We start from the raw sequence: 23047 nt of genomic DNA, 5'->3' as shown, positions 1-23047 counted from the left end.
TTTCTATACTTACAGTATTTACTATGCAGTCCTTCCGATTTCAGGGAATTCCCATGCGGATAAGAGGGAAAAATTTATCCGATTTGAGGGAAAATCTGTTGACAAAACACACTTGACCGCTATGACTTCACGGGTAAGACGATTCTTCCTCTCTGCACCAACGAAGGCAGTGGCATGGGATCATCTGAAGGTAATATCAAAAAACTGGCTCCGGGGGCAAATGTCAAAAGAGGATTATCCATCACCGGCAGCAATGCGGCAAATGCAGGTGGCTCTGTAAAAAAATGGCTTGCAGATAACGGATTGGTATAAGGAGGCGATGAGAATGGAATATTCAGAAGGATGCGTTTATGAGTTGATGGTTAACGGTGGTCCCACGGACAACAGAGAACCCTACTTTAAGGAAGCTGTTGACGAAATGATGCGTGCAAGAGTTCTGTGCGCAAAGGCGAACGCAAAGATGCCGGATGATCCGACTTACGTGGAGGATCTGGAGGAACTCTTTGGAAGAAATCTCGATGATGTCCGGATCCTGACGCCTTTCATCTGCGATTTCGGTAACCGGGTGAAATTCGGAAAAGACGTATTTTTAAACCACTCCGCTATTCTTTCCGCTTCCGGCGGTATCGAGTTTGAGGATGGCGTAATGTGCGCACCGGGTCTGAGGATTGCAACCATCAATCACGATATGAATGAGCGCCATACAAAATACACCTATGGAAAAGTGATTGTAAAGAAAAATGCCTGGCTCGGCATGAATGTTACCATCTGTCCCGGCGTTACCATCGGTGAATATGCCGTAGTTGCCGCAGGTGCTGTAGTAACCAAAGACGTTCCGGATCATGCCTTAGTCGGCGGTGTACCTGCAAAGGTTATCAAATATCTGGATTCGTCAGAACAGAAGGAATAATCATGAATGATAAGGAGGAACAGATCATGGAATATGTAACACTTAACAACGGAGTAAAATGCCCTGTAGTAGGCATAGGAACATTTATGCTGACACCTGCAGATGCAGAAAACAGCGTAAGAGAAGCTTTGAAAATGCGATACTCACTGGTAGATACCGCCAACGCTTATGTAAATGAAAGGGCCTGCGGTCGCGGCATCAAAAACAGCGGAAAGAAGCGCGAAGATGTGTTCCTCTCAACCAAACTCTGGCCAAGTGAATATGAAAACGACAACGCTGTTGACGAAACACTCGAAAGGATTGGGGTAGATTATGTAGATCTTCTTTATATCCATCAGCCTGCCGGCAACTGGCTTGCCGGATATCGCCAACTGGAAAAAGCATATAAAGAAGGAAAAGCCAAAGCCATCGGCATCTCTAATTTTGAAGGAAAATATATCGAAGAACTGCAGACCAAATGGGAAATCGTGCCTCAGTTCATCCAGGTTGAAGCGCATCCTTACTTTACTCAGAAAGAACTTCGCCAGGTACTCGACAAATATGATATCAAGCTTATGAGCTGGTATCCGCTTGGTCATGGTGACAAATCCCTGATCAATGAGCCTCTCTTTGAAGAGCTTGGTCGGAAATACGGCAAGTCCAGTGCACAGGTCATTCTCCGCTGGCACACCCAGATGGGATTCGTAGTGATCCCAGGAAGCAAAAATGTGGATCACATCAAGGACAATCTGGATATACTGGATTTCACTCTCACGAAGGAAGAAATGGCAGAAATCGCCAAACTGGATAAAAACCAGAGATATTATCATCGTACCGATGAGCAGCTCGTTCAGTTTGCCGGATGGAGACCTTCCTTCGAACAAAAATAAAAACAGTGTATTTATCTTGATTCTTCTGACAATAATCCTATAGTCTCCCACCCTCCAAAAAATAGTTATTCAGCAGCACTTCTGAGTGAATGACACCCGGCTTGTGGGAGTAGTCCCGGAATCGGTGGTCGTACTCGCAGTAGAGCCGTGTGCCGCTGAGGTAGGCAGAGGCGGCAACAGCAGAGCGTCCTTCGCTGCGCTTGATGATGGCTATGTTGAAGTGGGGACAGGGGATTTTGCATCACCTCCGTTTAAGGTAGAATAATCCCGCCTGCTTTGCAGCGGGCGGGATAGTATGAGTGTACGACTGTTCTAAGAATGCAAGAGACATAATTCTTTTCTATTTTGTTCAAACTGAATGCTATTTGTTCTTAGGTTGCTTGAGACATAAAACTATAGCCCAAAATAAGAATGTTAACCACGCCAAATTACGTGATGTTATAGATAATTCCGTTCTTACAGCACTCGTTATCTTTCCGTTATTAATCTTTAACCCAACAACAATGCTGTCCCCGACATTTTCATAACAATTAATAGTTACACTATCTGCTCTTGCTTTTTCTCCCTCAAACTCTACTGAAATACTTCCACGGCTAAGAATACCTTTCCTTGTATGATGCTTTTGTGTAATTATCGCTTGTGCTGGAATGTAATCTGATTTATTTGGAAGATATTCAAACAAGTAACCAAAATTTGAAATAAGAAAACTAATTAATACAAGGATTGCAATCAAGAGAATATCTCTGACTGGCTTCTTAATGTATGTGACCTTAATAAAAAGGAAAATACAAGGTATTGAAAATAACAGAATTTGCAATAACACTTTTTCTCCTCCCATTGTGCATATATCTCTGCCTATTTATCCGAATAGCACCTTTTCTAATCTCAATGCCACCCGACTACTATACGAATATTGCAAAGCAGCAAGCCTGGCCTTATTTGATATGCTGGAATAGAAGTCATAGTAAAAAACCGTCATTGAGATGCCAAATCCAACTAAAGGCGGGGTCGTGGCCAACACAGCTAAAAATCCCGTCACACATAGGACAATGTAGTCCTCTACAACTGTTTCTACTTGTTCCGAGCCTAATGAATCATTAATCGTTTGAATAATGGTTTCCGCACTTGCCCCAGAAGAATAATTATCATGAATAACGTTATAAATCAATGTGTTAATATTGGTTAAATCATTAGGTAATCCTGATAAATCTTTGACCAGATTAACGGTATTTAATGTTACCACCCTTCCCGTATCTCCAATATCACTAAGTGTAGTCGGAGCATCTGTTAAAGATTGAATTTCATACACAGCACTTGCAAAATTCTGGGTCTGTTCTGAATCTGATTTTACATTGCTACTGTAACGAGGTCTAAAGCTATCACCACTGTGATGTACTTTTCCACCCGTTTTTCGCGGTCAGACCAAACCGTTTTGTCGAAGGTGAAATGTTCGAAAAAGTGCTTGAATTCAGCGATTTCTACGAGTTTGTGCGTGATAGCAACACAATGGTTTCCACGTGCAACGAGACAGTAGAAAAAATAATCATACTGGTTCATGCTGTCTGGGAATTGGTCAAGGTAGGGACATGCTGTTCGGGAATTTGTCAGAAATATGATGCTCCATTACCTTCAATGATATCAGCGACATTGCAAAACACATTGAACGGGAATTTGTTTGTACAATGTTCAAGATATAACTGTTATTATGTCTTGATTAGAGTACAAACTCATATAAGAGGAACTTCCTCGGTACTCCAATATCAACATATGTGATTTCAACCTTATCCACATACTTAAATCCAAACGACATATACATTTTCTGTGGAATATCATTTCCCTCTATGCAATCAAGACGAATTGATTTAAGGTTTCTTTCCCTTGCTGTGTCAATTGCGTGTTGAACTAACTGCTTCGAGTATCCATGACCTCCATATTCCGGAAGGACACGCAAGGCATGAAGAACTACTGTCTCGTTATCATTTGCATCAATAAGCCATTTAACTGCGTGATACGCCTCATCACGATCATGATTCATAATATACGCTGCAACAATTCGACCATCTTCAATACCGATAAACTGATTTCTCTCTTTGATTGCATCTTTGATCATTTCATCTGGAGGGAAACCACCTTTATCTCCCTCCGGCAGAAAATCTTTTCCGCTCAAAACTTTACACATACCGTCATAAAACTGTCGCAATTCTATAAAATTTTTCTCTTCTGCATATCTGATAATCATAGAAATCTATCCCTCCAACTTCTGATTTATATCTTGGTATACGTATCTTGTCTTCTTCCAAGTGGCTTTGAAATCAGTGGCAATTATATCCATTTCTCATCAGCACAATTTCGTTACTTAGTATATCATGTTTGGAATTCGTGAAAAACAGAAAAGCCTTCCCACAGTCACGCCAGACCAACTTTCACATTTTTTCTAAAAGAAAATGCGGCACCCGCCTCTCATCTCAGAAAGACGGATGCCGCAGAAATGGCCTAAACACGGGCTTTTTCTGCCCTCTGTCAATTTGTTCTTGTTAGCAGAGCCACGGTCTCAACATGCCCCGAGACAGTGAGGAACATAATCATGTAGGTTCTTGCTGTCTGGAAATTGGTCAAGGTAGGAACATGCTATTCGGAAATTGGTCGAAAATATGATGTTGCTCCATTACCTTAAATTATATCAGCATCATTGCAAAACACATTGAACTGGAAGTTAGCGATTTCTTTTTCCGGTATTCTCTGTCCCACGGATTTCCTCATGATAGAAATAATCTACGATCACCGGATGCCCCTGCAGGACTCTGCCATAAGGCATTTCATTATCCACAAAGGCACAATCATACTTCTTAGCCATTTCCTCAGCTTTTACTTCAAGTGCTTCAAAGTAGCTGCGGTTATGCTTGTTATAGATCTCGTCGTAAAGTGGTACCAGATCAGGATACTTTCCGGCGATATAATCCATAATTGTCTTTTTGAAACCGCCTCGAAGATTGAGATTTTCGAGCCAGAACAGATCGCACTGATCCTTTACCCGATCAAAGATTGCTTCAAAATCCGTGATACCGGGGAATACCGGGGATACGAAACAGACTGTACGGATACCTGCTTCATATACCTGCTTCATAGCAGAGATACGGCGCTCAATGCTCGAAGCAGAGTCCATATCGTTCTTGAAATTTTCATCCAGTGTGTTGATCGACCATGAAACGGTTACACGTCCAAGCTTCTTCAGCAGATCAATATCCCGTACCACAAGATCCGACTTTGTGCAGATCAGAATATCTGCGTCACTGCCGATCAGCTGCTTCAGAAGTTTTCTGGTATTCCCGAATTGCTCCTCCTGTGGATTGTAGCCATCTGTCACAGAACCGATGACTACCCGCTGTCCGGCATATTTCTTCGGATTTTTAATTTCCGGCCAATGCTTCACATCAAGGAAAGTGCCCCATTCCTCCTTGTGCCCGGTAAAGCGCTTCATAAAAGAAGCATAGCAATACTTGCAGGCATGTGTACAGCCCACATAGGGATTGACCGAGTAACCGCCTACCGGCAGACTGGACTTAGTCATGATGTTCTTTGTTTCCACCTCACGAATGAGGATTCCATTTATTACTTCTTCCATGATTTCTGTACCTCTAACACTTTATTAAATTCTTCCGGCATTTCCTGAATCATATTTTCATCCCCAATGATAGGGACAAGGTCTTCCTTCATAAACACCGGAATGCCGAGCCTATGGGCCTGGTCCGTCAGAGACCATGCCCATTCCGGCTTCGTATGAATCTTCCTGCTCTGAGCTCCGGTCATGGTGCCCACAACGATCCAATTGATTCCGGAAAGGTCAACTGTGCCGGGATCGTCGAATAACGGCTCAAAGGTAACATGGTAATGTTTCGCTCTGACATTTTTCCGAATGGCGTCGATACGCCACAGTTCTGCTTTCCTCGTCACCGTAACGCCAAACCATGCGTTTTCCAGATCGGTATCAAAATCCAGCAAATCAGGTCGCTTGGTAAGGAACAGAAATTGATGCTGTGGATTTTCACGGATCTTTGCAAATACCTCGTCTCTCCATTCCGGCTTCCATCCGGAGAGATCGCTCATGCCGGTAAGCAGAAAGTTCTGTGGACGTTTCTTTTCCATCATCTTGAGCTTACCCGGAAAAAATTCAGGGTCAGCGAAGTCATCAATCATATGCCAGCGTTTCACATTGTTGCGGGCATAGCAATATGTACACCCCACTGTGCAGCCAATGACGATATTCATGTTCTGAATCTGATCTTTGATACAAATACTCATGACTTCTGCCACTCCTCAAGATTCTTTCTGATGCGGTCGAGGTATTCCTCAAACTGGGTAATTTCTTCCTCTGAAAAACCTTTGTAGTAAATACTGCCCATCTCATCAGATACAGAATCGTACACGCCCTTTAAGGCATGTGCTTTCTCAGTCAGAAACAGGAGTGTTTTTCTTTTGTCCGTTTCAGACTGAACACGGCTTATCAGCCCTTGATTTTCCATTCTTTCCAGCATCGTAGTAAGAGATGTTATCGCTAATCCGCATTTAGTCGAGAGTGCCCTGATAGAGATACCATCCTCCTGCCACAGCACATAAAGAATACGTCCCTGGGCTCCATTAAACGCATCAATGTTCTTTTCACTGAGAATCTTCTCGAAAATCCGGTCTCCAAGTTGTTTTATTTTGGTGACAAGAAATCCTCCATTCATGTCCATACAAATGCTCCTATATAGTAGTTTATTAAAAACATACTATATAGGAGCTTTCTTGTCAACAATTTATTTGTCTTAATAGGTAAATTCCGATTTCACGGCCAGTTCGACCGCGCTGTTTTCTTCCTCGGCAGACTCCCCTCCGCCTCCCTTTTCACATAGGTCAATTCTGATTTATATCTTGTCTTCTTCCAAGTGGCTTTGAAATCCTTACCATTTCATCTGTATATTGTATCCGAATATCCTGCAGGTCCGCCGGGAGAAAAGAAGAAAATGCCAATTGCCCCGAAAGATTCTCCCTGATTTTTCTGGATCGTCCATTTGATTTCATAGTCTGTAACCTCATGTTCAGACTCTCATTCATTCAAAAGATTCCTTAAGTTTTCTCCGATATCACCTGTCAGGGCTACTGTCCTGTCTGCCAGCGCATCCGGAACGTTGATTTCTCCCGGCATATTCATCGTAATGAACTTCCAGGAAGGATATTCCGCTGCCATTCCCATCGTCGGGGCTTTGATCAACTGGTTCCGGCTCCCAATGCCAAGCTCAAAGAGCAGAGCATTCTGCCCGGAATACTCCTGAAGGAATGCGTAAAATCTCTGCCGCTGGCCGTTCCACTCCTCAGACCCCTCCGTAAGGCCTTCGAAGTTACCTTCCACTTCGAAGATTCTGTCCCGGTCAAAACCATTCATCTGAAAATGCGCGTCGCCGTTACTGGTCACGATAAAATATGGTTTATTCCTGACAATTGAAAGTAGGTTTTTCATTACCTCACTGCCAAGGTAGTCGTCAATTAAATACTGATGAACCGTCTGCATATATTCCTCATGATCGGCCGCCGTCATCGGCGTGAACACACCGCGGATCAGGCTGTCTGCGCCGTACTTCTGACGGAACTTCCCAAAGTACCTTCTGAACGACCCATTATCCGCAAAAATATGATACCCCTCCGCGATGGAAAGCCCGTTGCTCGCCGTAATCAGAATGGCGTCCGTGTTTTTCAGCCAGTCTTTTGCCTCTTTATAATCGTTTACTTTATATTCCATCATTTTTCACCCTCTACGATCATACAGCTGTGACTTTCTTCTCCATTTCACTTCTTACATCCTCAAGCACTTTTCCGATATCGCCTTTAATAGCAAGTCCCCGGTCCTCGATTGCCTCCGGCAGGAACGCATAATCCTTGTTCACAGAAATATACGTCGTCTGTGGCAAACTGTTCACCAGTTCCCAGAACGGTTCCTGGATGAACATCGGTGTGAGTCTTCCGACGCCGAGTTCCAGGAAAAGAATCTTCTCATCTTTATGCGCGAGAATGAAATCTGATATCTTCTGATATTCCTCTTCGTATTTCTTACCGGTCAGGAAATTTCCATAACCCCGGACCCACGGAAACGCCTCAGCGCCGCAGTGCGGGCAGCGCGGGATCAGTTCCTTCGGCACTTCCGTGCCCTCACCCATGGCATCGATCATCTCCTGCACCGGTTTCACGGCATCCCATACCTCATCCGTGCAGCACCTGGAGCATTGGAAGAAGCGATGGTCGCCCTGAATCTGGGCGACTTTAGACTCCGGATACAGCTTTACGAACTGGGTGTCCTGATTTGTGGTCAGTACAAAGAATTCTTTATCCGCGAAGACCGCATCCAAATCCAGGTACGGCTTCCGAACCTCCGCATGCTGGGTGGTATGCAGGAATGTTGCCATATATCCCCAGAACTCCTCACGGGAATCCCAGTGGGCAAACGCACCGGCAAAAGCACCTTTGAATCCGTATTTCTTCGCATACTTTCCGAAATATTTCCGGTAGGAGGCGTTGTCTTCATAATAGAAATCCCCGCCGCCTGCCGCGGAAAGGCCGGATGCTCCTCCGATGATCACGCAGTCCGCGTCCTTCACTTTCTGAACAAAATACTGAATCTGCTCTTCATAAGGGAGCGGCTCTTTCTTTGTCAGCGGAACCACAGTCCTGCCGGATGCATATACGTTGTAATATTTGGAATAATTGCTCATCTGTACTTCATTTACAATCTGCTCATAAAAGGTCATAATTTTCATTCCTCTCTCATTTTTGATTCTGCGATACAAGATTAGCGACAGTTTATTGACACCCTGTCTATAAACTAATATACTTAGATTTGGAAAAATGAGAAGAACACATTCTCTCAAAAGAATAACTCCCGTACAGAATTGCAAAACTGTACAGGAGTTTCTCATGATCTGGAATATTCGATTGCAAATATCAGAGAAAGACGGTGAATAAAATGAAGTCACCAAATCAGAAAAAGACTGACCGAAGAACGTTATACACACAGATGGTCATCAAAGACGCGCTTCTGGAACTGAATAAAGAAACCGCCTATGACAAGATCAATGTCACTATGGTCTGCAGGCAGGCTGAGATTGCCGGTGCTACCTTTTACCTGCATTTTGACAGCCTGGATGAAGTACTGGACAGTGTCATCGATGACGCCCTCCTCTTTTCAGAGAGCGGCTCCGGAACGGTTGTTGATGTACTCGATATTATCCGCAGCGGCAGGTCAGATGTGCTCCGTGAGAACGAAACCGTCCTGCCCGCCTGCCAGCGGATCGCTGATTCTGATAAATATCATCACTTGTTTATGGACGTATCTGTCAGCGACCATATCATCCAGAGGATTGCCGCTCATGAGCATGACAAAGTTGTCCCGGATCTTATGGCGCATACCGGCCTCGCCACAGATGAAGCCGAGATGCTTTTTAAGTTCATCCTTAACGGATCTTTCGCTGTAAACAGGAGCCTTAGCTGGGAGAAAAATGAACGATGGTACCGATACCAGAAGATCCTTGGCAGATTTATTAATGCCGGGATAGAGAGATAATCACATCGCCACTTCTGTTACCATCCCCGCCTTCATGGTAAAGCGCATTCTGTCCGGGAAGACTTCGATCTTTTCAACGAAGTCCCGGACAGAAAACGCGGCACCCGCCTCTCTTCTCAGAAAGACGGATGCCGCAGAAATGGCTTAAACACGGGCTTTTCCAGCCCTCTTTCAATTTGTTCTTGTTAGCAGAGCCACTGTCTCCACGTGCCCCGAGACAGTAGAAAAAATAATCATACTGGTTCATGCTGTCTGGGAATTGGTCAAGGTAGGGACATGCTGTTCGGGAATTTGTCAGAAATATGATGTTGCTCCATTACCTTCAATTGTATCAGCAACATTGCAAAACACATTGAACTGGAAGTTGGATTATAAAGGCCTTTGCAAATACACCATATCTACCAACTGTATTCCACTTTCATAGATTGGGTGGTCGTAATTATCTGTAAAAAAATTGGGTATGCTGTGTGAGCGAACAAAACCACACTTTTCATAAAACGGGATTGAAAGCGGACTATCTCCTGTTCCCACTTGCAGAATTGAGTATTTTCCCCTGTAATTATTAATAACAAACATCACACCTTCAACTTCCGATTGTTACATTGGCGAATGAATCCACATGTATCCCAAAATCAAGACACTAAGCACTATTACAAGCAGCTATGCTATACCAATTGTCTTGTGCTTTCGCTTAAAAGCGATAAAACTTCCCACACCCATTACTATGTATGCGAGAAGCAATAACATCGAAAAACTCATATGACCTCTTTAAAGTTTGTATTGCATGAAATTACCGTTATGAACAAATCCATATGCAGTATATAATTTCACTCCCATATCAGATGCTGTAATTTGAATCGTACCACAGCCATAATTTTGGGCTTCTTTAACAACTCTATGTAAAAGTTCTTTTGCAATTCCCATCCGTCTGTAATCGGCATTTGTAAACATGCTGGATAAAAGCCCCATCTTTCCACTGGGACATCCGAAATATGGTGGTTTTTCTACAAATGACATTCCGCTTGTACCAATGATTTTTTCATCATCTACTGCTATCCACGAAACAAATGTCCCATCTTTCATATGGCGTATATAATAATCCCGTAAAGCTGGTTTTAAATCAATATCCTCTTTAGCCCCCTCTTCTCTCAACTGATTTATTCTCATTTCGATGAATATATCCAGATCCTTTTCACATAATTTTCTATACTCAATTGCCATTTGCATTTACCTCCATAAATAATGATTTGGCGGCTTCCCGGTAAACTGAAATTTATCTCTTACAAACAGTATTCATCAATACAATCATAACTACACAATCAATTAACGTAATTGCAAGAAAAATGTATGCAAATACGGCTGGCATAATTTCTTCCCATATCGCCATTACAAGAACCAAAACAGTTATCACAGACATTCCTGCTCCTGTGACTCTACATAATTTCTTTTCATCATATTTGCTTTTTTCTGATTTACTTGCTGTATTATATCCTGCAATTAGACCTGCACCACGACCAGTAAGTAATACTATACTCATTAAAGCTAAAATAACAAATGCCACCCACATTATCCAGTCTGGAGCGTTACTTATATCTTTAAGTGTCATAACCTTACCCTCCCAAAAATTCCGATTTATATCTTGGAATACCTATCTTGTCTTCTTCCAAGTGGCTTTGAAATCAGTGGCAATTATATCCATTTCTCATCAGCACAATTTCGATACTTAGTATATCATGTTTGGAATTCGTGAAAAACAGAAAAGCCGTCCCGATAGTCCGAGACGGCAAAATACTGTCAATATTAAATTGTGATGTTTTCATGTGCACCGCCTATCACCGTGATGGTAGGCTTATCGGGAAAGATCTTGATCCCCTTGATAAAGTTTCGGACCAGCAGCTCATCATAAGCGAGCACCTTATCCTTTGACTTCTCGATGGATTCACGGAGGTTATTGATTCGTTCTTTATTCCGTTTCTCTGCTGTCCGCCCAGCTTCGATCTCTGTCTTTCTGCTTCATAGCTCATGCACCCTTTCAGCAAGCTCTGTGACATCCCAATGAGCTTTCACTCCGGCGAGAATATCCTTCTGCAGTCAGCAATCTCTTGGTTGATATCCTCTAATTCAGTAGCCGGATTTTCTCCGAGCAGATTCATCACTTCATTGCTGATAGCCTTGTACTTCAAAGAGGATTAACACGATGGGAGGCGGTGCAGATGAAGATTCTGCATCGTCTTTTTTCTATTCCTGCTCAAATAGCCTTTCCACAGTCACAACCCTCGAAAATAGCAAAGCTACAGTCTCGCCAGTTAAAAATTCATCAAAATAGCCTTCCCACAGTCACGCCAGACCAACTTTCACATTTTTTCTAAAAGAAAAATCGGCACCCGCCTCTCTTCTCAGAAAGACGGATGCCGCAGAAATGGCTTAAACACGGGCTTTTCCATCCCTCTTTCAATTTGTTCTTGTTAGCAGAGCCACTGTCTCGACGTTGTTCCACGTGAGCAACAAAAACTCCATGGCGGTATTGCTCCTGATCAAGCATTCACAAGTTTCAGAAACTTTTTATCGTTCATCTGCTCATTCGTAATATATTCTCCGTCATGAAACAACGCATAGTTTGTAATCGGGGTCGGAGTATTCTGTGCTTTCTCTCTGCTTTCGATATGGATCGCATGGAATGGTATATCATGTTCTCTGGCAGTCTGCTCCAGCACTGGAACATACTTCGCATTGAACGGACACTGGCTGGTGTAATACAGTACATAACCTTTTTCTTCTATGCGAGGATGCTTTGCACATTCCCTAAAATGAGGCTTGTCTGCATCCGTCACAAATGGCAAGTACCACAACTGAATGCCATTGTCCGCCTCGTCGCATACGGTAAAGCCCTTATATTTCAGAAACTTAGGGTCGGCAAGGAACGGCTTCTTCTTAGCTGCTGCTAATATACACAGCCCTTTCTTCCCCTTTTCTTTACTGTCCTCAATACAGGCGTTCAGCAATTCTGCAGAATAGCCATGACCTTTGAAGGAACCGGACACCCACAGGCAATCGATATACATATAGCCGTCAGCCTGGATTGGAACCCACGCGTTCTCAGACGGGATATATTCTATAAAGCACTTTCCCCGCTCCACACTCTTCAGAAAGACAAGTCCCTCTTCAAACCTGTCGGCCAGCCACGCCTTCTTCGATGACACCTGAACATCCTTATTATTGGAAATGGCACAGCAGATATGCTCCTTTTCCAGATTTTCCTTTGTAACTCTGATGTACTCCATCGGATCAATTCTCCTTCACTTTTATCGGATGACGGATCACGGTCCTCAGCTTCTCCGGTGCTGCTTTCCGCGCATCGCTCAGATAAATCTCATGGTGCATGCGTTCGTCCGTAATATCAAGAGCATATCCCTGCTCTTCCATAAATCTGTGCATCGCCGCTACCGTGGCAGGCTCATCATCATAAGCCCCGATATGCATACACTGAACACACAGCCCTTCATCATAGGTAAAGAACTCAACTTTCGAAAAATCCTGTTTCTTTTTTGCCGCAGCTTCTTTGACAGCCCAGTCAAAATCATCTTTCGTCATAAAATCCGGCAGACGGATGACGGAGATCCACCGGAAAGAATCCTTATGGGTATAATCGACACCGATCACTCCATCCTGCCACCAGAATCCTTCCAAAGGCGGCACCACATAATCAAAATATTCATCGATCTGATAGCTGCCTTTCTTACTCATCTTGATCGTAAAAGCAATACCGTACAGAAGACCTATCGCCTGTTTGTACTCGCCTTCCTCATCATTGGGATCCCCGCTGCCGCGTACCGCGATAAAATTCATTTCCGGCACAGTTACTATTGAAGGTGTTCCTTTCGGCATATAGAATTCTTGGTATTCTTTTTTGAAATCAAATGCCATAAATGTTAATCCTCCTCATAAAGCTGTAATGTCTCCTCTGCATTCCTGCGGATAATATCCCGCGCTTCTGCCGGCTCCAGCACTTCAGCCTTCGCTCCGAAAGTCATGAGCCAGGTCACAAGGTTATCCATATCCGTGTAGTCCGCTGTAAAGAGCAGTCTTCCATCATCCGCTTCTGTAAAGCAATCAGGTCCGAAGTCTTCGATCAGGCGCCATTTCATATCCGGTGAAAATAACGCCTTAACCTTAATCTCACCCGGAAATATTTTTTCAGCTGAAAGATCCGGCATAGGTGCATCTCGACAGACAAATTCTTTATCCGTTTCTGTAACGCGATCCATGCGATTCAGCTTAAACAATCTGTAATCCTTACGATCCATACACCAGCCCCAAAGGTACCAGCTTGACCATCGAAATACCAGATAATAAGGTTCAACCGTCCGCTCGCTGTCACCGGACGGAGCATAATACCGAAACCGGACCATGTGCCTGTCTCCGATCGCATCCTGTATCGTTTCTATCTTCGGCGCCAGCGAATCCCGATACCACGATGACAGATCGATCAAAATGGAATCCCGTCCGCTGATGAACTCAGAAGATCCCGCCTGTATTTTTTCCATCAGCTGACCGTAATAACTGCTCCCGCTCACGCTGTCCAGGCTTCTCAGTCCTGCAAGGATCATCTGCATGTCCCTGGATGTCAGGATCGTCCTGTCCATCCGGTATCCGTCCATAATACTGATCCCGCCGCCAGTGCCCTGAACTGTACGAACAGGAATACCGGCCTTGCAAAGGTCCTCAATATCTCGGTTAATCGTTCTGCGAGACACTTCAAACCTTTCTGCCAGTTCCGGAGCTGTTGTCTTGTCTTCCTGCAATAAGATTGACAATATTCCTATCAGCCTGTCTATCTTCATGTTCTCTTACGCTCCATTTATATACTAACGCATATAACACGACATCAGTATGTCATGTTTATTATATCAGAGCAATGCAATTTCAGCAAAAGGAAAACCTGTGGAAATCCCATATCACGGTTCATTCCACAGGTTTTTTCACATACTCTTCAAACTTTAGTAGTCTGTCAAATGTCTTTCTCTGAACTCTTGATCCTGTAATAATCCTCAGCATCAACGCTAATCTCAACACAGTCCTTCGGCTTCGCATTTTTGTTGCTCAAGAGGACAACGGTCTCGACGTGCGCCGAGACAGTGGAAAACATAATCACGCTGACCGACTGTTTGTGGAAACATATCGAAAATTTGCCACTGTTTGCGGAAATATATCTAAAACTCAGGCATCAAATGAGGAAACATATCTAAAGGAATCAAGGCAACAAACTGGGAGTTAACGATTGTACTTCGTCCCGGCAGTAATCAACATGGTCAAACCCGCCACATAACAAGCAGCGAAGAAAAGAAAACTGTATGCAGAGTCTGTGATGCCAAGTATCACAGCGGTTATCAATAAACCAACGCCTATCACGATAAGACCAATTCCGGACAGTTTACAAAAAGCCGGCCTGTTTTCTGCGGAAACTTTATCAACATGGTAATTATGCATTAAGGAGAGCTTTTCTTTTTTCCAGAGCAACCAGCCCATAACAGCAAAAATGACTCCCACGCCTCCGGTCATTATGACTCCAATTATTTTGTCTATCATATCGATTGTCTCCTAGTATAAACTGGGATCTACGGAATATATCTCGTAAGTATTCCTGCTAAAATACAAATTATTCCGGCAATCCTTGAACCCAATTTTGCTCTTTTTTCATCATTACTGTATTTTTCAGGGTAAACAGGGTTCAGTATGAGAATGAGTCCGTATAAAATCCATGCGATATTTGCAAACAAGCCTTTGTGTAAAATTAAAGCAAGCACATTCCCAGCAATTATAAGAATAATTCCAATGAAAACTTGTTGTTTAAATGTAATCTTGGTAATCTTGTTCATATGCATCAACCGCCTTTCAAATTCTAATTTATTTTGAACAAACGGACTTTCTTCTTCTGGCGTTTTCGCATCTACATACCGCCACATGATCATATTCAGATCATAATGATGCGTTCTGGCTGCCGCCCACATTCATTTCACTTCCCAGTGACCATATCGTTTCCCACCGACACGCACTATGCGACCAGAATCCGAAAGTATTTTCATAGCTCTTTTTACGGATGGAACGGATACTTTAACACTTTCTGCCAGTTCTTCCTGTGTTAAGGCAGGACTTTCAGTCAACAAAGCAATAATCTTATCAGCCAAAGTATCAGCCAAAGTATCTCTCTGATACTTTGGATCTTTAGTCTGATCTATTAACGCGCTCTGCAAAGCATTAAAATGCAGTCGTATGCCATTTCCGAGCACCTCATACCTTGGAAGATCAGCCCCTATTGCAATACATTCATCGCAAATCTTCTGAATACCACGTCCCCAGCTTTCGATATATCCCATCCGATAGAATACATTTGCAATATCAGGGTTATAAGGAATCGAATCATGCGGCTCCATCAAAGTTTCGGATGTCCAGCCATCCGGCAGGATACATCGATTGCTGATGATCATTTCCTGGTCCTCTATTCTGACTTGTATCGGAGTTCCGAACATATAGCAGTTATGAGCTATCGCATTGTAAATTGCTTCACGGACCGCTTCACGCGCATACGGGTATGTCTCGACTCTGCGGTCATGCTCATACGTGATTTTTGCCTTAAGATATTTCATATAGATCAGATCAATAATTCTGTCTGCTATTGTAATAAGAGACGTATCCATCACATCCTGGTACTGAAGATCTGCTCCTTCGCCAAATTTCCCGATTTTGACGTAGCTCCCATTCTGAATAATTTGCGGATCACTATAAAAAAGCAGAACTGCAGAACGCTTCAGCTTTCCATTGGAAATAAGATGCAATTTACTCAGAAGTTCCGCGTTAGAGACATTCAGCTCTGTATCCTTCATCCTGCCGCTTTTGAATGCCTCTCTGCGAAAAATCTTGAAACTTTCCTCATCCAGATCATCTGCAGAAAGGTTATCGACCGTGACATCTTCCCAGCGGAATCCAGTTTTTCGCATAATAAATTCTGACAATGCAATGCCTGTCAGCTGCTGTTTTGTAGCCCCGCTTCTGTAATGGTATTCGCCATGATAACTTATAGGAAAGCTACTGGGCTCAACCTTTATCCCAATATAATCCAGTCCGTTCTTTGTATGCATGTTAACGTCAGCAATAATGCCTAATCCCGTCTGGATTTTGTTCGGGATATCCTCAAGAAGTTTCTTGGCGTTCTTAACCCCCACAATGCTTCCATCATCGCGGACTCCGATAAAGATCGTTCCTCCCTACGCATTGGCAAATCCGCATATCCATTTCAGATACTCATCACGCCAAGACTCTTTGTATTCTATATTCTGGCTTTCTGCCATGCGTTTCCTCCTCTGTTAATCAGATACAATGTATCCTGACTGTCCTTCTTAATTCTATCCATCTGCTAAGCTCCTTGTTTGAAGATTCCCCACAGATGATCACACCAGTGCCAGATAATCTGAGCTGTACAGCCTGAAAACCTCCGTCTCTGGTTTTGAAATTGATATCTCAGCAAAACCGATACTCGCTTAAGAAATCCAGCCCGCATGGTGTTTATTTTTTGATTTTAATGTATCACAGATTCTGCTTCTTCAAAACCCCTAATATCAAATTGCTTTTACATCAGCATTTACCACTACATATTCATCTTCCGGTTTCAATTTCATTTTCCGGTTGAGATATTTCTCAATGTCGAACGTATTTTTCTTGTCATAGTCAGCGGTAAGGCAATAGTTCGGATGCTTTGTCAGATCGTACTTTTTAGACAGGAAAGGCCGGACACCACGTAGCTGCAGAATGCATTTAGACCCATCCAGCACCGCAAGCTCATCGACGGAAAGAAGATCATGTCCCAGCTTCTGGTAATTCAAGCTGTGGGATTCCTCACGTCCTCTGCTCTCACCGGTGTTGTAGGTATCAATCGTCTCCTTACCAAGTGCCTGATTCAGCTCTTTCAGTGTCGTCGGTTCTGTTCCACCAAGGAAGATACGGGAATCCATGTTACCAATGATCGTATCAGCATTATCTTTGTAGATAGCCTTCAGCTGTGACTGTGCCTGCAACACCAGACAAGCTGAGATCTCACGGCTTCGGATTGTCGCAACCAGCTTCTCCAGGTTCGGAATCTGACCGATGTTAGCTGCCTCATCAATCAGACACCGTACATGCACCGGAAGCCGTCCACCATATACGTCATCCGCTTTCTCACAAAGCAGATTGAACATCTGCGTGTATATCATAGCGATCAGGAAGTTGAACGTCGCATCAGTATCCGACATGATGAGAAAAAGTGCTGTCTTCAGGTCTCCCAGCGTATCCAGTTCCAGCTCATCATACATGGTGATGTCCCGGACCTCCTGAATATCAAAGGGCGCCAGACGTGCGCCGCAGCTCACAAGTATACTTTTCAGGGTCTTGCCGGCAGCCATCTTGAACTTCACATACTGTCTTACTGCAAAATGATTGGGATTCTTCTCTTTCAGCCGCTCAAAAAGGATATCCACCGGGTTCTGGTACTCTTCATCATCTTCCCGGACATCCATCGAATTGAGCATCTCCAGAAGTGTCGCAAAGTTCTGTTCTTCTTCCGGTGCCTCGTAATGAATGTATCCGATCAGAGCCGTGTAGAGCAGCGTCTCCGCCTTGGTCCAGAACTCATCCCCGGCTTTTCCTTCTCCTTTCGTATTGGCGATCAGCGCTGTAACGAGCTTCAGGATGTCCTTCTCCGAATGAATATAGGCAAAGGGATTGTATTTCATCGATTTCCTGAAATTGATCGTATTGAAGACTTTGATGATATACGGTTCCCGGATCACCCTGCCATTCTTATCCTTCAGGGGATTGCCGTTCTCATCCAGCTTCGGCGCACCGTGCAGGAGTGCATTCCCACATTCTACCAAAACACTGCCTTTTGGATCTGTGATCACATAAGAGCTATGCATCTGGAGAAGATTCGGCTTCAGCCAGAACCTTGTCTTACCGCTGCCAGAACCGCCAACGATCAGAACGTTCTTGTTTCGGGCATTGCCGGGATTCTTCGGGCGGTTGCTTATCATGAGCAGCTCCGTTTTCGTCAGAATTACGTTGTTCTGGAAAACCGGATCTTCAAACGGTGCAATATCCTGATGCGTCCCCCATCTTGCCGAGCCATATTCTGTATTGTGACGGTACTTCTTCGCGTTCTTGCCTTTCATATAAACGGCAAACCGGAACAGACAGGCACAGCAGAGACCTATCAAAAGATCAAGCGGATGCACGCTGGGAAGTGGATTTTCAAATGCCATTCCAAGCGTTGTCATCAATGACGCCGCCTTTTCAGATGCATCCGCTCCCTCCGCAAGCCGCCATGCTTCTCCGAAGTTGGTACAGACGAGTCCAAAGATGAGATAGGGAATGCTCAGAATCAGTTTTTTCCTGCGGTCACCAGCGTTCAATTCCATTCGCCTCCTTCCTGCTCACAGGGAATGCTCCTGTTCCTTGCTTCTTACCTTGTTCGGAATCGCCGCAGCGATTGCCTTCAGCTTCGACAGCTGCTTCAGCAGAGATGACCTCTCCTTCCGGCGCAGCTGCTTCTGCGTATAATCCTCTACAATCGCTGTCAGCGCATCGGCGTCCTTAGCCTTAAAGAATACTGTGTACTTCGGAGGAATCTGGTTTTTATCCTTGGTTACAGCAAAATCTACGCCGTACTTTCTTGCTGACCGCTCAAAATCCCGGATCCGGCTGTCATCCAGCGGAATAGAGCTGACTCCCTGTTCCTTGCCGATCAGTTCCTTCACCGTCATCTTTCCATGCGGTCCTTCGGCATTCTTTGCCTGTTTCTGACTCTTCGCCTTTGCCCTGTGATTCAGATAGGTTCTGATTCCGGCAATGATGGTATGTCCTGCCAAACGAGTCGTCGTGATCGCAAGGTTAATGGTTCTGTTTTCGATCTCTTCCTGCACTCTGATCACCCCTCCCCGCACGACTGCTTTCCTTCCTGCTCAGCAGCAATGCATACTGATGGAGCCTTGCCCTGTTTCTAATTCTGCTTAGTTCCTCAGCGTACATCTGCAGGTGTCTTTTCATATATCCTCTTCATCCTCCTCAAACTCCTGCAGCATTCGTATTTTGCTGCACAGCTCATCTCCGACATACAGTGAAAACTGGCTGTATGCGATCATAAGCTCCTCAAAATCATCCGTCATCTGCTCTAAGAGTTCTGCGCACCGCTCGGCCGCATCGCGCCTTGCTTCGGCTGCCCTGCTTCTGTTCTGAAAAAACTCTGAAGTTTTCACCTGTATCTCCTCCTTCACAATTCCATTTCACTTTTATTTCGTACCGCCTTCTCCGCTGATGCCTTTATGGCCGTCTTGTTCGAAGACAGCTCTGTGAGAACGGAGTGTCTGTCTTCCTTCTCATGGAGCTTACGTTCCTGGAACTTTTCTCCAATCTCCAGCTTCCGTTGTGAAGCGTCGAAGTGATAAACGTTATCTGAAAGAAAATCTTCACGTGAAACCTCGGACCGGTTCACGGAACGGACGATCTCCTTCATATCCTCCAGTGCAATAGCACCGTCATCTTTAAGAAGCAGTACCTCATGAACCGATGAAGGAATCACATAGAAATCACCGCCAAGCTCCTGTGCTGCCTTCTCCATAAAATAGGGATAGAGGATGACGCCTGCACCATTAGCCATGTCCGGCATGGATGCGACGTAGAGATCTGTCGCAGTTCCTTCCTCAACGCCCAGAAAGGAACTGAGCTTCGCCATGCCTGCAGGATAGTTTCTCTCCGATGCGACAATGGCATCCTTCATGAATTGTTCTCTGTCGATTTCCATTGCATCAAGGGCATTAGCCGTAACAACAAGATTCTTGGTTATTCCATCGCTCTGTGGCACGAATGCATGTACGATCACGGAGAGATCTTCAACTTCCTTATAGACTGCGGTCTTCAGTAATTCCCTATGTGCTTTCGTCGGTACAAGTGCTATCCGAAGCTGACCCATTAAGCGGCTATATTGTTCTTCACTGACCACTCTTTGCGATGCATTCATTTCTCCGCTATTAGCGCTGATTGTCTGATCTTCGCTATGATTCTTCATATCTTTTGACTTCATTCATTTTCTCCTTTATAAAAGACGCCTCACCCTGAAGGTAAAGCGTCTGTACTCAGCAAATATTGATTATCGCTCCATGCTGCGATCTCGTTTTTTCATCCACTGATCCAGCAGTTTGAAAATCGTGTCCTCCATTTGCCTTGGCGTGTAGGATTTAGGAAAATATTTCCGAATTTCACTTCCATTTAGAACCAAACGATCCGCAGGATTCTTTTTTTCCTCATCCATCACACTGCGCATGGTGGCCAGGGTGCATTTTCCTTCCTGGCTTGCCTTCTTCAGCCTCTGTGCCTGAGAGAGCGATGGTGAGGTCTGTGCTTCCTCCATCGCCTGCACAAACTCCCTCTGCTCTTCCTTTGGCAGGTAGGAAAGCTCAACGGCAGGATTGAAAGCAATCTTTTTGTCATCGACCAGATCCAGAATCTCCGGGATCAGGTTGTTCAGGCGCATATAGCGCTGGACTTGACGCCCGCTTTCCCCGGTTTCTTTTCCAATCGCATCCGCAACTTTTAACTTGTCGACAACTTGTCGACAAGTTCCATTCTCACCTTTCTGAAGGTCCTTCCTCTCTCCTTGATGCTTCAACGCCTCCATCTTCATCTGGTAGGCTTTAGCCCGCTCACTTGGCAGGATATGTTCCCGCTGGAGGTTGGAATCTACCATGAGAATCGTTGCGGTATCATCATCCATCTCCCGGATGATGACCGGCATAGTCTCTTTCCCGGCAAGCATGGATGCATACCTTCTGCGATGACCGGAGATCATTTCATACTCACCGTTCTCCATTGGCCGCACAATCGCTGGGACAAGAACACCATATTCCCGGATACTGTCTGCCGTCTTGCGCATGTCCTCATCGTCAGTCACCTTGAACGGATGATCTTTGAACGGATGGATCTTCTCCAGATTCATCATAACGACATGCTCACCAGTATCATTTCTGGCTTCATCGGTCTTGAAGATGTCATCGTAGCTGTTCAAGCTGATGTTTGCGCCTTTTCTCGGCATTTCTCAGTACCTCCTTTATCGTCTCCTGATAGGCTTCCGCCACCTTGCCCTTGGGATCATAGGCAAATATGCTTTTCCCTTCTGCACTGATCTCCGCAGCTCTGATGGAACGCGGAATCTCAGAATTAAAGATTCGGATTTTGGATCCATAGGTTGCCCGGATCAGGCTGCTGATATCCTTTGCGTAATTTGTCCTGCCATCCACCATCGTCAGAAGAATCCCCTCGATCCGCAGCTTCGGATTGATCTGCCTTTTTACCTTGTTGATCGTCTGCAGAAGCTGCTCAAGGCCCTTGGCAGACAGGTAGTTGGCCTGTACCGGGATCAGTGCAGAATCCGCAGCGACGAGCGAATTCACTGTCAGCATCCCAAGACTCGGCATGCAGTCCAGCAGCACGTAGTCGTATCTGCCCTTGATCGGTTCAAGAAACTGTTTCAAGACTCTCTCCCGGTTCATCGCATTGACCAGCGCAACCTCCAGCCCTGCCATCGCAATGTTGGATGGGATCAGGTCTACTCCTTCCTGCTGGTGAAGAATGCCCTTTGATATGTCTACGTAGTTGTCATTGATCAGCGACGCAAGCATATCGGCCAATGTCATCTCCAGATCATCCGGCTTCGGATAGCCGAGACAGATCGTCAGCGATGCCTGCGGATCAACATCCACAAGCAGCACCTTCTTCCCGCATCTGGCAAGTCCGATCCCGAGATTCTCCACCGTTGTAGTTTTTGCTGTGCCACCCTTCTGATTGACGACAGCCATTACTGTAGTTTTGTCTTTCATCTGCCTTTCTCGCTTTCTTATCACGTCCCGTACAAATCGTGATTGACCTGTGCCCGGTAGTAGTGGTCAATCGTCAGCGGTGCGTTATACAGCATCGTCAGCATATATGCCCTGATATTGCGGATATCTGAGGTCTGATCACGAAAGCAGTTCAAAATGTATTCCATGTGACTGTAATCCAGCTTCATGATCTGGCTTTTTACCAAAGCTGCCGGCTTATCCTCCCGGTTCACCCGGATTACAGGACTGGTACTGCACATGATGTCCACGCACATATCTAGTAGCTCGTCCACGGTCTGCGTCTCAAACTGACGATTCTGCTTCAGACTTTCAATTTCCAGCTTTTCCCGGAAGTAATCCTGATATTCCTTTCTCGTTTGCAAAGAATCATGTGATATCCCATCGATCTCATCGTTTCCTGTTCCGTATTGCTCCAAAGGTTCTTCGCGCGGGGTAGTATCTGGATAGATAGGATTGATAGGATTCATATTATTAATTTCAGTCTGGTTATTATCAGTCTTATTAGTGTGTGATTCGCACACTTCCAGAGATGTGATATTCACACCCGCAGAAATGTGATTTTCACACTTCTGGACCTCCTCATTTGCTTCAGAAGTGTGATTTTCACACTTCTTGAAATGTGATTCTGAAGTATGGTCTGAACTGCTGCAAACAGCCACTTTCTGCGGACAGCAGGGCCGCATTTTCCGGACGGTTCGGGCCATATTAAACGGACAGCCTGGGAGATCAGTAGGGCAGAGGGTACTCCGCCCTACTG

The 23047-nt window shown here is 44.7% G+C and carries 28 protein-coding genes and 1 pseudogene; 4 read left to right on the top strand and 25 right to left on the bottom strand.

Translation table 11 applies throughout. The features are described from left to right. The first annotated feature begins 141 nt into the window (after window positions 1-141). The 3 genes from ACTNDI_RS13115 to ACTNDI_RS13105 are packed head-to-tail and all read left to right on the top strand — an operon-like array spanning window position 142 to window position 1779. Window positions 142-312 (top strand): hypothetical protein, encoded by a 171-nt coding sequence (locus ACTNDI_RS13115; RefSeq protein ID WP_441101413.1) that lies wholly within the window; start codon window positions 142-144, stop codon window positions 310-312. Window positions 313-325: 13 nt separating this feature from the next. Next, entirely contained in the window at window positions 326-910 is a 585-nt protein-coding gene (locus ACTNDI_RS13110) for a DapH/DapD/GlmU-related protein (RefSeq protein WP_441101410.1), read from the top strand. A 26-nt stretch (window positions 911-936) separates the two neighbouring features. Beyond that, on the top strand, window positions 937-1779 hold the full coding sequence (locus tag ACTNDI_RS13105; RefSeq protein WP_441101409.1) for an aldo/keto reductase: 843 nt from the start codon (window positions 937-939) through the stop codon (window positions 1777-1779). Between the two features lie 37 nt (window positions 1780-1816). Here the strand turns inward: ACTNDI_RS13105 and ACTNDI_RS13100 are convergent, their stop codons facing one another. The 9 genes from ACTNDI_RS13100 to ACTNDI_RS13060 form a co-directional block, all read right to left on the bottom strand. Further along, window positions 1817-1984 carry a MobA/MobL family protein gene (locus tag ACTNDI_RS13100; protein ID WP_441101412.1) on the bottom strand — a complete coding sequence of 56 codons (168 nt, stop codon included), beginning with the start codon at window positions 1982-1984 and terminating at the stop codon, window positions 1817-1819. A gap of 156 nt (window positions 1985-2140) precedes the next feature. After that, window positions 2141-2617 carry a hypothetical protein gene (locus ACTNDI_RS13095; RefSeq protein ID WP_441101408.1) on the bottom strand — a complete coding sequence of 159 codons (477 nt, stop codon included), beginning with the start codon at window positions 2615-2617 and terminating at the stop codon, window positions 2141-2143. A gap of 21 nt (window positions 2618-2638) precedes the next feature. Next, window positions 2639-3022: a hypothetical protein gene (locus tag ACTNDI_RS13090; protein ID WP_441101407.1), complete on the bottom strand. Its 384-nt coding sequence runs from the start codon at window positions 3020-3022 to the stop codon at window positions 2639-2641. A 471-nt stretch (window positions 3023-3493) separates the two neighbouring features. Further along, window positions 3494-4018 carry a GNAT family N-acetyltransferase gene (locus ACTNDI_RS13085; protein WP_090162423.1) on the bottom strand — a complete coding sequence of 175 codons (525 nt, stop codon included), beginning with the start codon at window positions 4016-4018 and terminating at the stop codon, window positions 3494-3496. A 474-nt stretch (window positions 4019-4492) separates the two neighbouring features. Continuing rightward, window positions 4493-5401, bottom strand: a complete 909-nt coding sequence (locus ACTNDI_RS13080) for a radical SAM mobile pair protein B (protein ID WP_154522206.1) — start codon at window positions 5399-5401, stop codon at window positions 4493-4495. Then, window positions 5389-6078, bottom strand: coding sequence for a radical SAM mobile pair protein A (locus ACTNDI_RS13075; RefSeq protein WP_441101406.1), 690 nt, complete (start codon window positions 6076-6078; stop codon window positions 5389-5391). Before ACTNDI_RS13075 ends, ACTNDI_RS13080 begins: the two co-directional genes overlap by 13 nt. Next, on the bottom strand, window positions 6075-6512 hold the full coding sequence (locus ACTNDI_RS13070; RefSeq protein ID WP_154572425.1) for a radical SAM mobile pair system MarR family transcriptional regulator: 438 nt from the start codon (window positions 6510-6512) through the stop codon (window positions 6075-6077). The genes ACTNDI_RS13075 and ACTNDI_RS13070 overlap by 4 nt, the downstream gene beginning before the upstream one ends. Window positions 6513-6865: 353 nt before the next feature. Beyond that, on the bottom strand, window positions 6866-7558 hold the full coding sequence (locus ACTNDI_RS13065) for a hypothetical protein (RefSeq protein WP_441101405.1): 693 nt from the start codon (window positions 7556-7558) through the stop codon (window positions 6866-6868). Between the two features lie 16 nt (window positions 7559-7574). Beyond that, a complete protein-coding gene (locus ACTNDI_RS13060) occupies window positions 7575-8558 on the bottom strand; it encodes an NAD-dependent protein deacetylase (RefSeq protein WP_441101404.1) in 984 nt (327 codons plus the stop codon). Window positions 8559-8773: 215 nt separating this feature from the next. Here ACTNDI_RS13060 and ACTNDI_RS13055 point away from each other — a divergent pair, with 215 nt between their 5' ends. Then, window positions 8774-9370: a TetR/AcrR family transcriptional regulator gene (locus ACTNDI_RS13055; protein ID WP_441101403.1), complete on the top strand. Its 597-nt coding sequence runs from the start codon at window positions 8774-8776 to the stop codon at window positions 9368-9370. A 369-nt stretch (window positions 9371-9739) separates the two neighbouring features. Here the strand turns inward: ACTNDI_RS13055 and ACTNDI_RS13050 are convergent. The 16 genes and pseudogenes from ACTNDI_RS13050 to ACTNDI_RS12975 all read right to left on the bottom strand — a co-directional run. Next, a pseudogene (locus tag ACTNDI_RS13050) lies at window positions 9740-9928 on the bottom strand (GNAT family N-acetyltransferase); the annotation flags it as partial. 210 nt (window positions 9929-10138) lie between these two features. After that, entirely contained in the window at window positions 10139-10591 is a 453-nt protein-coding gene (locus tag ACTNDI_RS13045; protein WP_118798528.1) for a GNAT family N-acetyltransferase, read from the bottom strand. Between the two features lie 52 nt (window positions 10592-10643). Next, window positions 10644-10976, bottom strand: coding sequence for a DUF3784 domain-containing protein (locus ACTNDI_RS13040; RefSeq protein ID WP_441101402.1), 333 nt, complete (start codon window positions 10974-10976; stop codon window positions 10644-10646). 928 nt (window positions 10977-11904) lie between these two features. Continuing rightward, window positions 11905-12651 carry a GNAT family N-acetyltransferase gene (locus ACTNDI_RS13035; RefSeq protein ID WP_441101401.1) on the bottom strand — a complete coding sequence of 249 codons (747 nt, stop codon included), beginning with the start codon at window positions 12649-12651 and terminating at the stop codon, window positions 11905-11907. Between the two features lie 4 nt (window positions 12652-12655). Next, on the bottom strand, window positions 12656-13294 hold the full coding sequence (locus ACTNDI_RS13030) for a GyrI-like domain-containing protein (protein WP_441101400.1): 639 nt from the start codon (window positions 13292-13294) through the stop codon (window positions 12656-12658). 5 nt (window positions 13295-13299) lie between these two features. After that, a complete protein-coding gene (locus ACTNDI_RS13025) occupies window positions 13300-14211 on the bottom strand; it encodes a helix-turn-helix transcriptional regulator (protein ID WP_441101399.1) in 912 nt (303 codons plus the stop codon). Between the two features lie 430 nt (window positions 14212-14641). Then, the gene (locus ACTNDI_RS13020) at window positions 14642-14956 is read right to left on the bottom strand and encodes a DUF3784 domain-containing protein (protein ID WP_270441640.1); all 315 of its coding nucleotides are present in this window, start codon (window positions 14954-14956) and stop codon (window positions 14642-14644) included. A 29-nt stretch (window positions 14957-14985) separates the two neighbouring features. Continuing rightward, the gene (locus tag ACTNDI_RS13015; protein WP_441101398.1) at window positions 14986-15378 is read right to left on the bottom strand and encodes a hypothetical protein; all 393 of its coding nucleotides are present in this window, start codon (window positions 15376-15378) and stop codon (window positions 14986-14988) included. Beyond that, entirely contained in the window at window positions 15379-16623 is a 1245-nt protein-coding gene (locus ACTNDI_RS13010; RefSeq protein WP_441101411.1) for an ATP-binding protein, read from the bottom strand. Between the two features lie 360 nt (window positions 16624-16983). Continuing rightward, the gene (locus ACTNDI_RS13005; RefSeq protein WP_441101397.1) at window positions 16984-18816 is read right to left on the bottom strand and encodes a VirD4-like conjugal transfer protein, CD1115 family; all 1833 of its coding nucleotides are present in this window, start codon (window positions 18814-18816) and stop codon (window positions 16984-16986) included. Between the two features lie 15 nt (window positions 18817-18831). Next, a complete protein-coding gene (locus ACTNDI_RS13000; protein ID WP_441101396.1) occupies window positions 18832-19320 on the bottom strand; it encodes a PcfB family protein in 489 nt (162 codons plus the stop codon). Between the two features lie 120 nt (window positions 19321-19440). Beyond that, entirely contained in the window at window positions 19441-19653 is a 213-nt protein-coding gene (locus ACTNDI_RS12995) for a hypothetical protein (protein ID WP_441101395.1), read from the bottom strand. Between the two features lie 14 nt (window positions 19654-19667). Beyond that, the gene (locus ACTNDI_RS12990) at window positions 19668-20477 is read right to left on the bottom strand and encodes a DUF5688 family protein (RefSeq protein ID WP_441101394.1); all 810 of its coding nucleotides are present in this window, start codon (window positions 20475-20477) and stop codon (window positions 19668-19670) included. 66 nt (window positions 20478-20543) lie between these two features. Beyond that, window positions 20544-21485 (bottom strand): ParB/RepB/Spo0J family partition protein, encoded by a 942-nt coding sequence (locus ACTNDI_RS12985; protein ID WP_441101393.1) that lies wholly within the window; start codon window positions 21483-21485, stop codon window positions 20544-20546. Continuing rightward, window positions 21442-22269: a ParA family protein gene (locus ACTNDI_RS12980; RefSeq protein WP_102343541.1), complete on the bottom strand. Its 828-nt coding sequence runs from the start codon at window positions 22267-22269 to the stop codon at window positions 21442-21444. Before ACTNDI_RS12980 ends, ACTNDI_RS12985 begins: the two co-directional genes overlap by 44 nt. Before the next feature lie 20 nt (window positions 22270-22289). Next, window positions 22290-22706 carry a DUF6017 domain-containing protein gene (locus ACTNDI_RS12975; RefSeq protein ID WP_441101392.1) on the bottom strand — a complete coding sequence of 139 codons (417 nt, stop codon included), beginning with the start codon at window positions 22704-22706 and terminating at the stop codon, window positions 22290-22292. Window positions 22707-23047: the final 341 nt, after the last annotated feature.

The organism is Bilifractor sp. HCP3S3_D3 (genome assembly GCF_052063915.1).
In the GTDB taxonomy this organism is placed as follows: Bacteria; Bacillota; Clostridia; order Lachnospirales; family Lachnospiraceae; genus Bilifractor.
The sequence above is the reverse complement of the archived record's forward strand: the minus strand, read 5'-3'. Positions and strand labels throughout refer to the sequence as shown.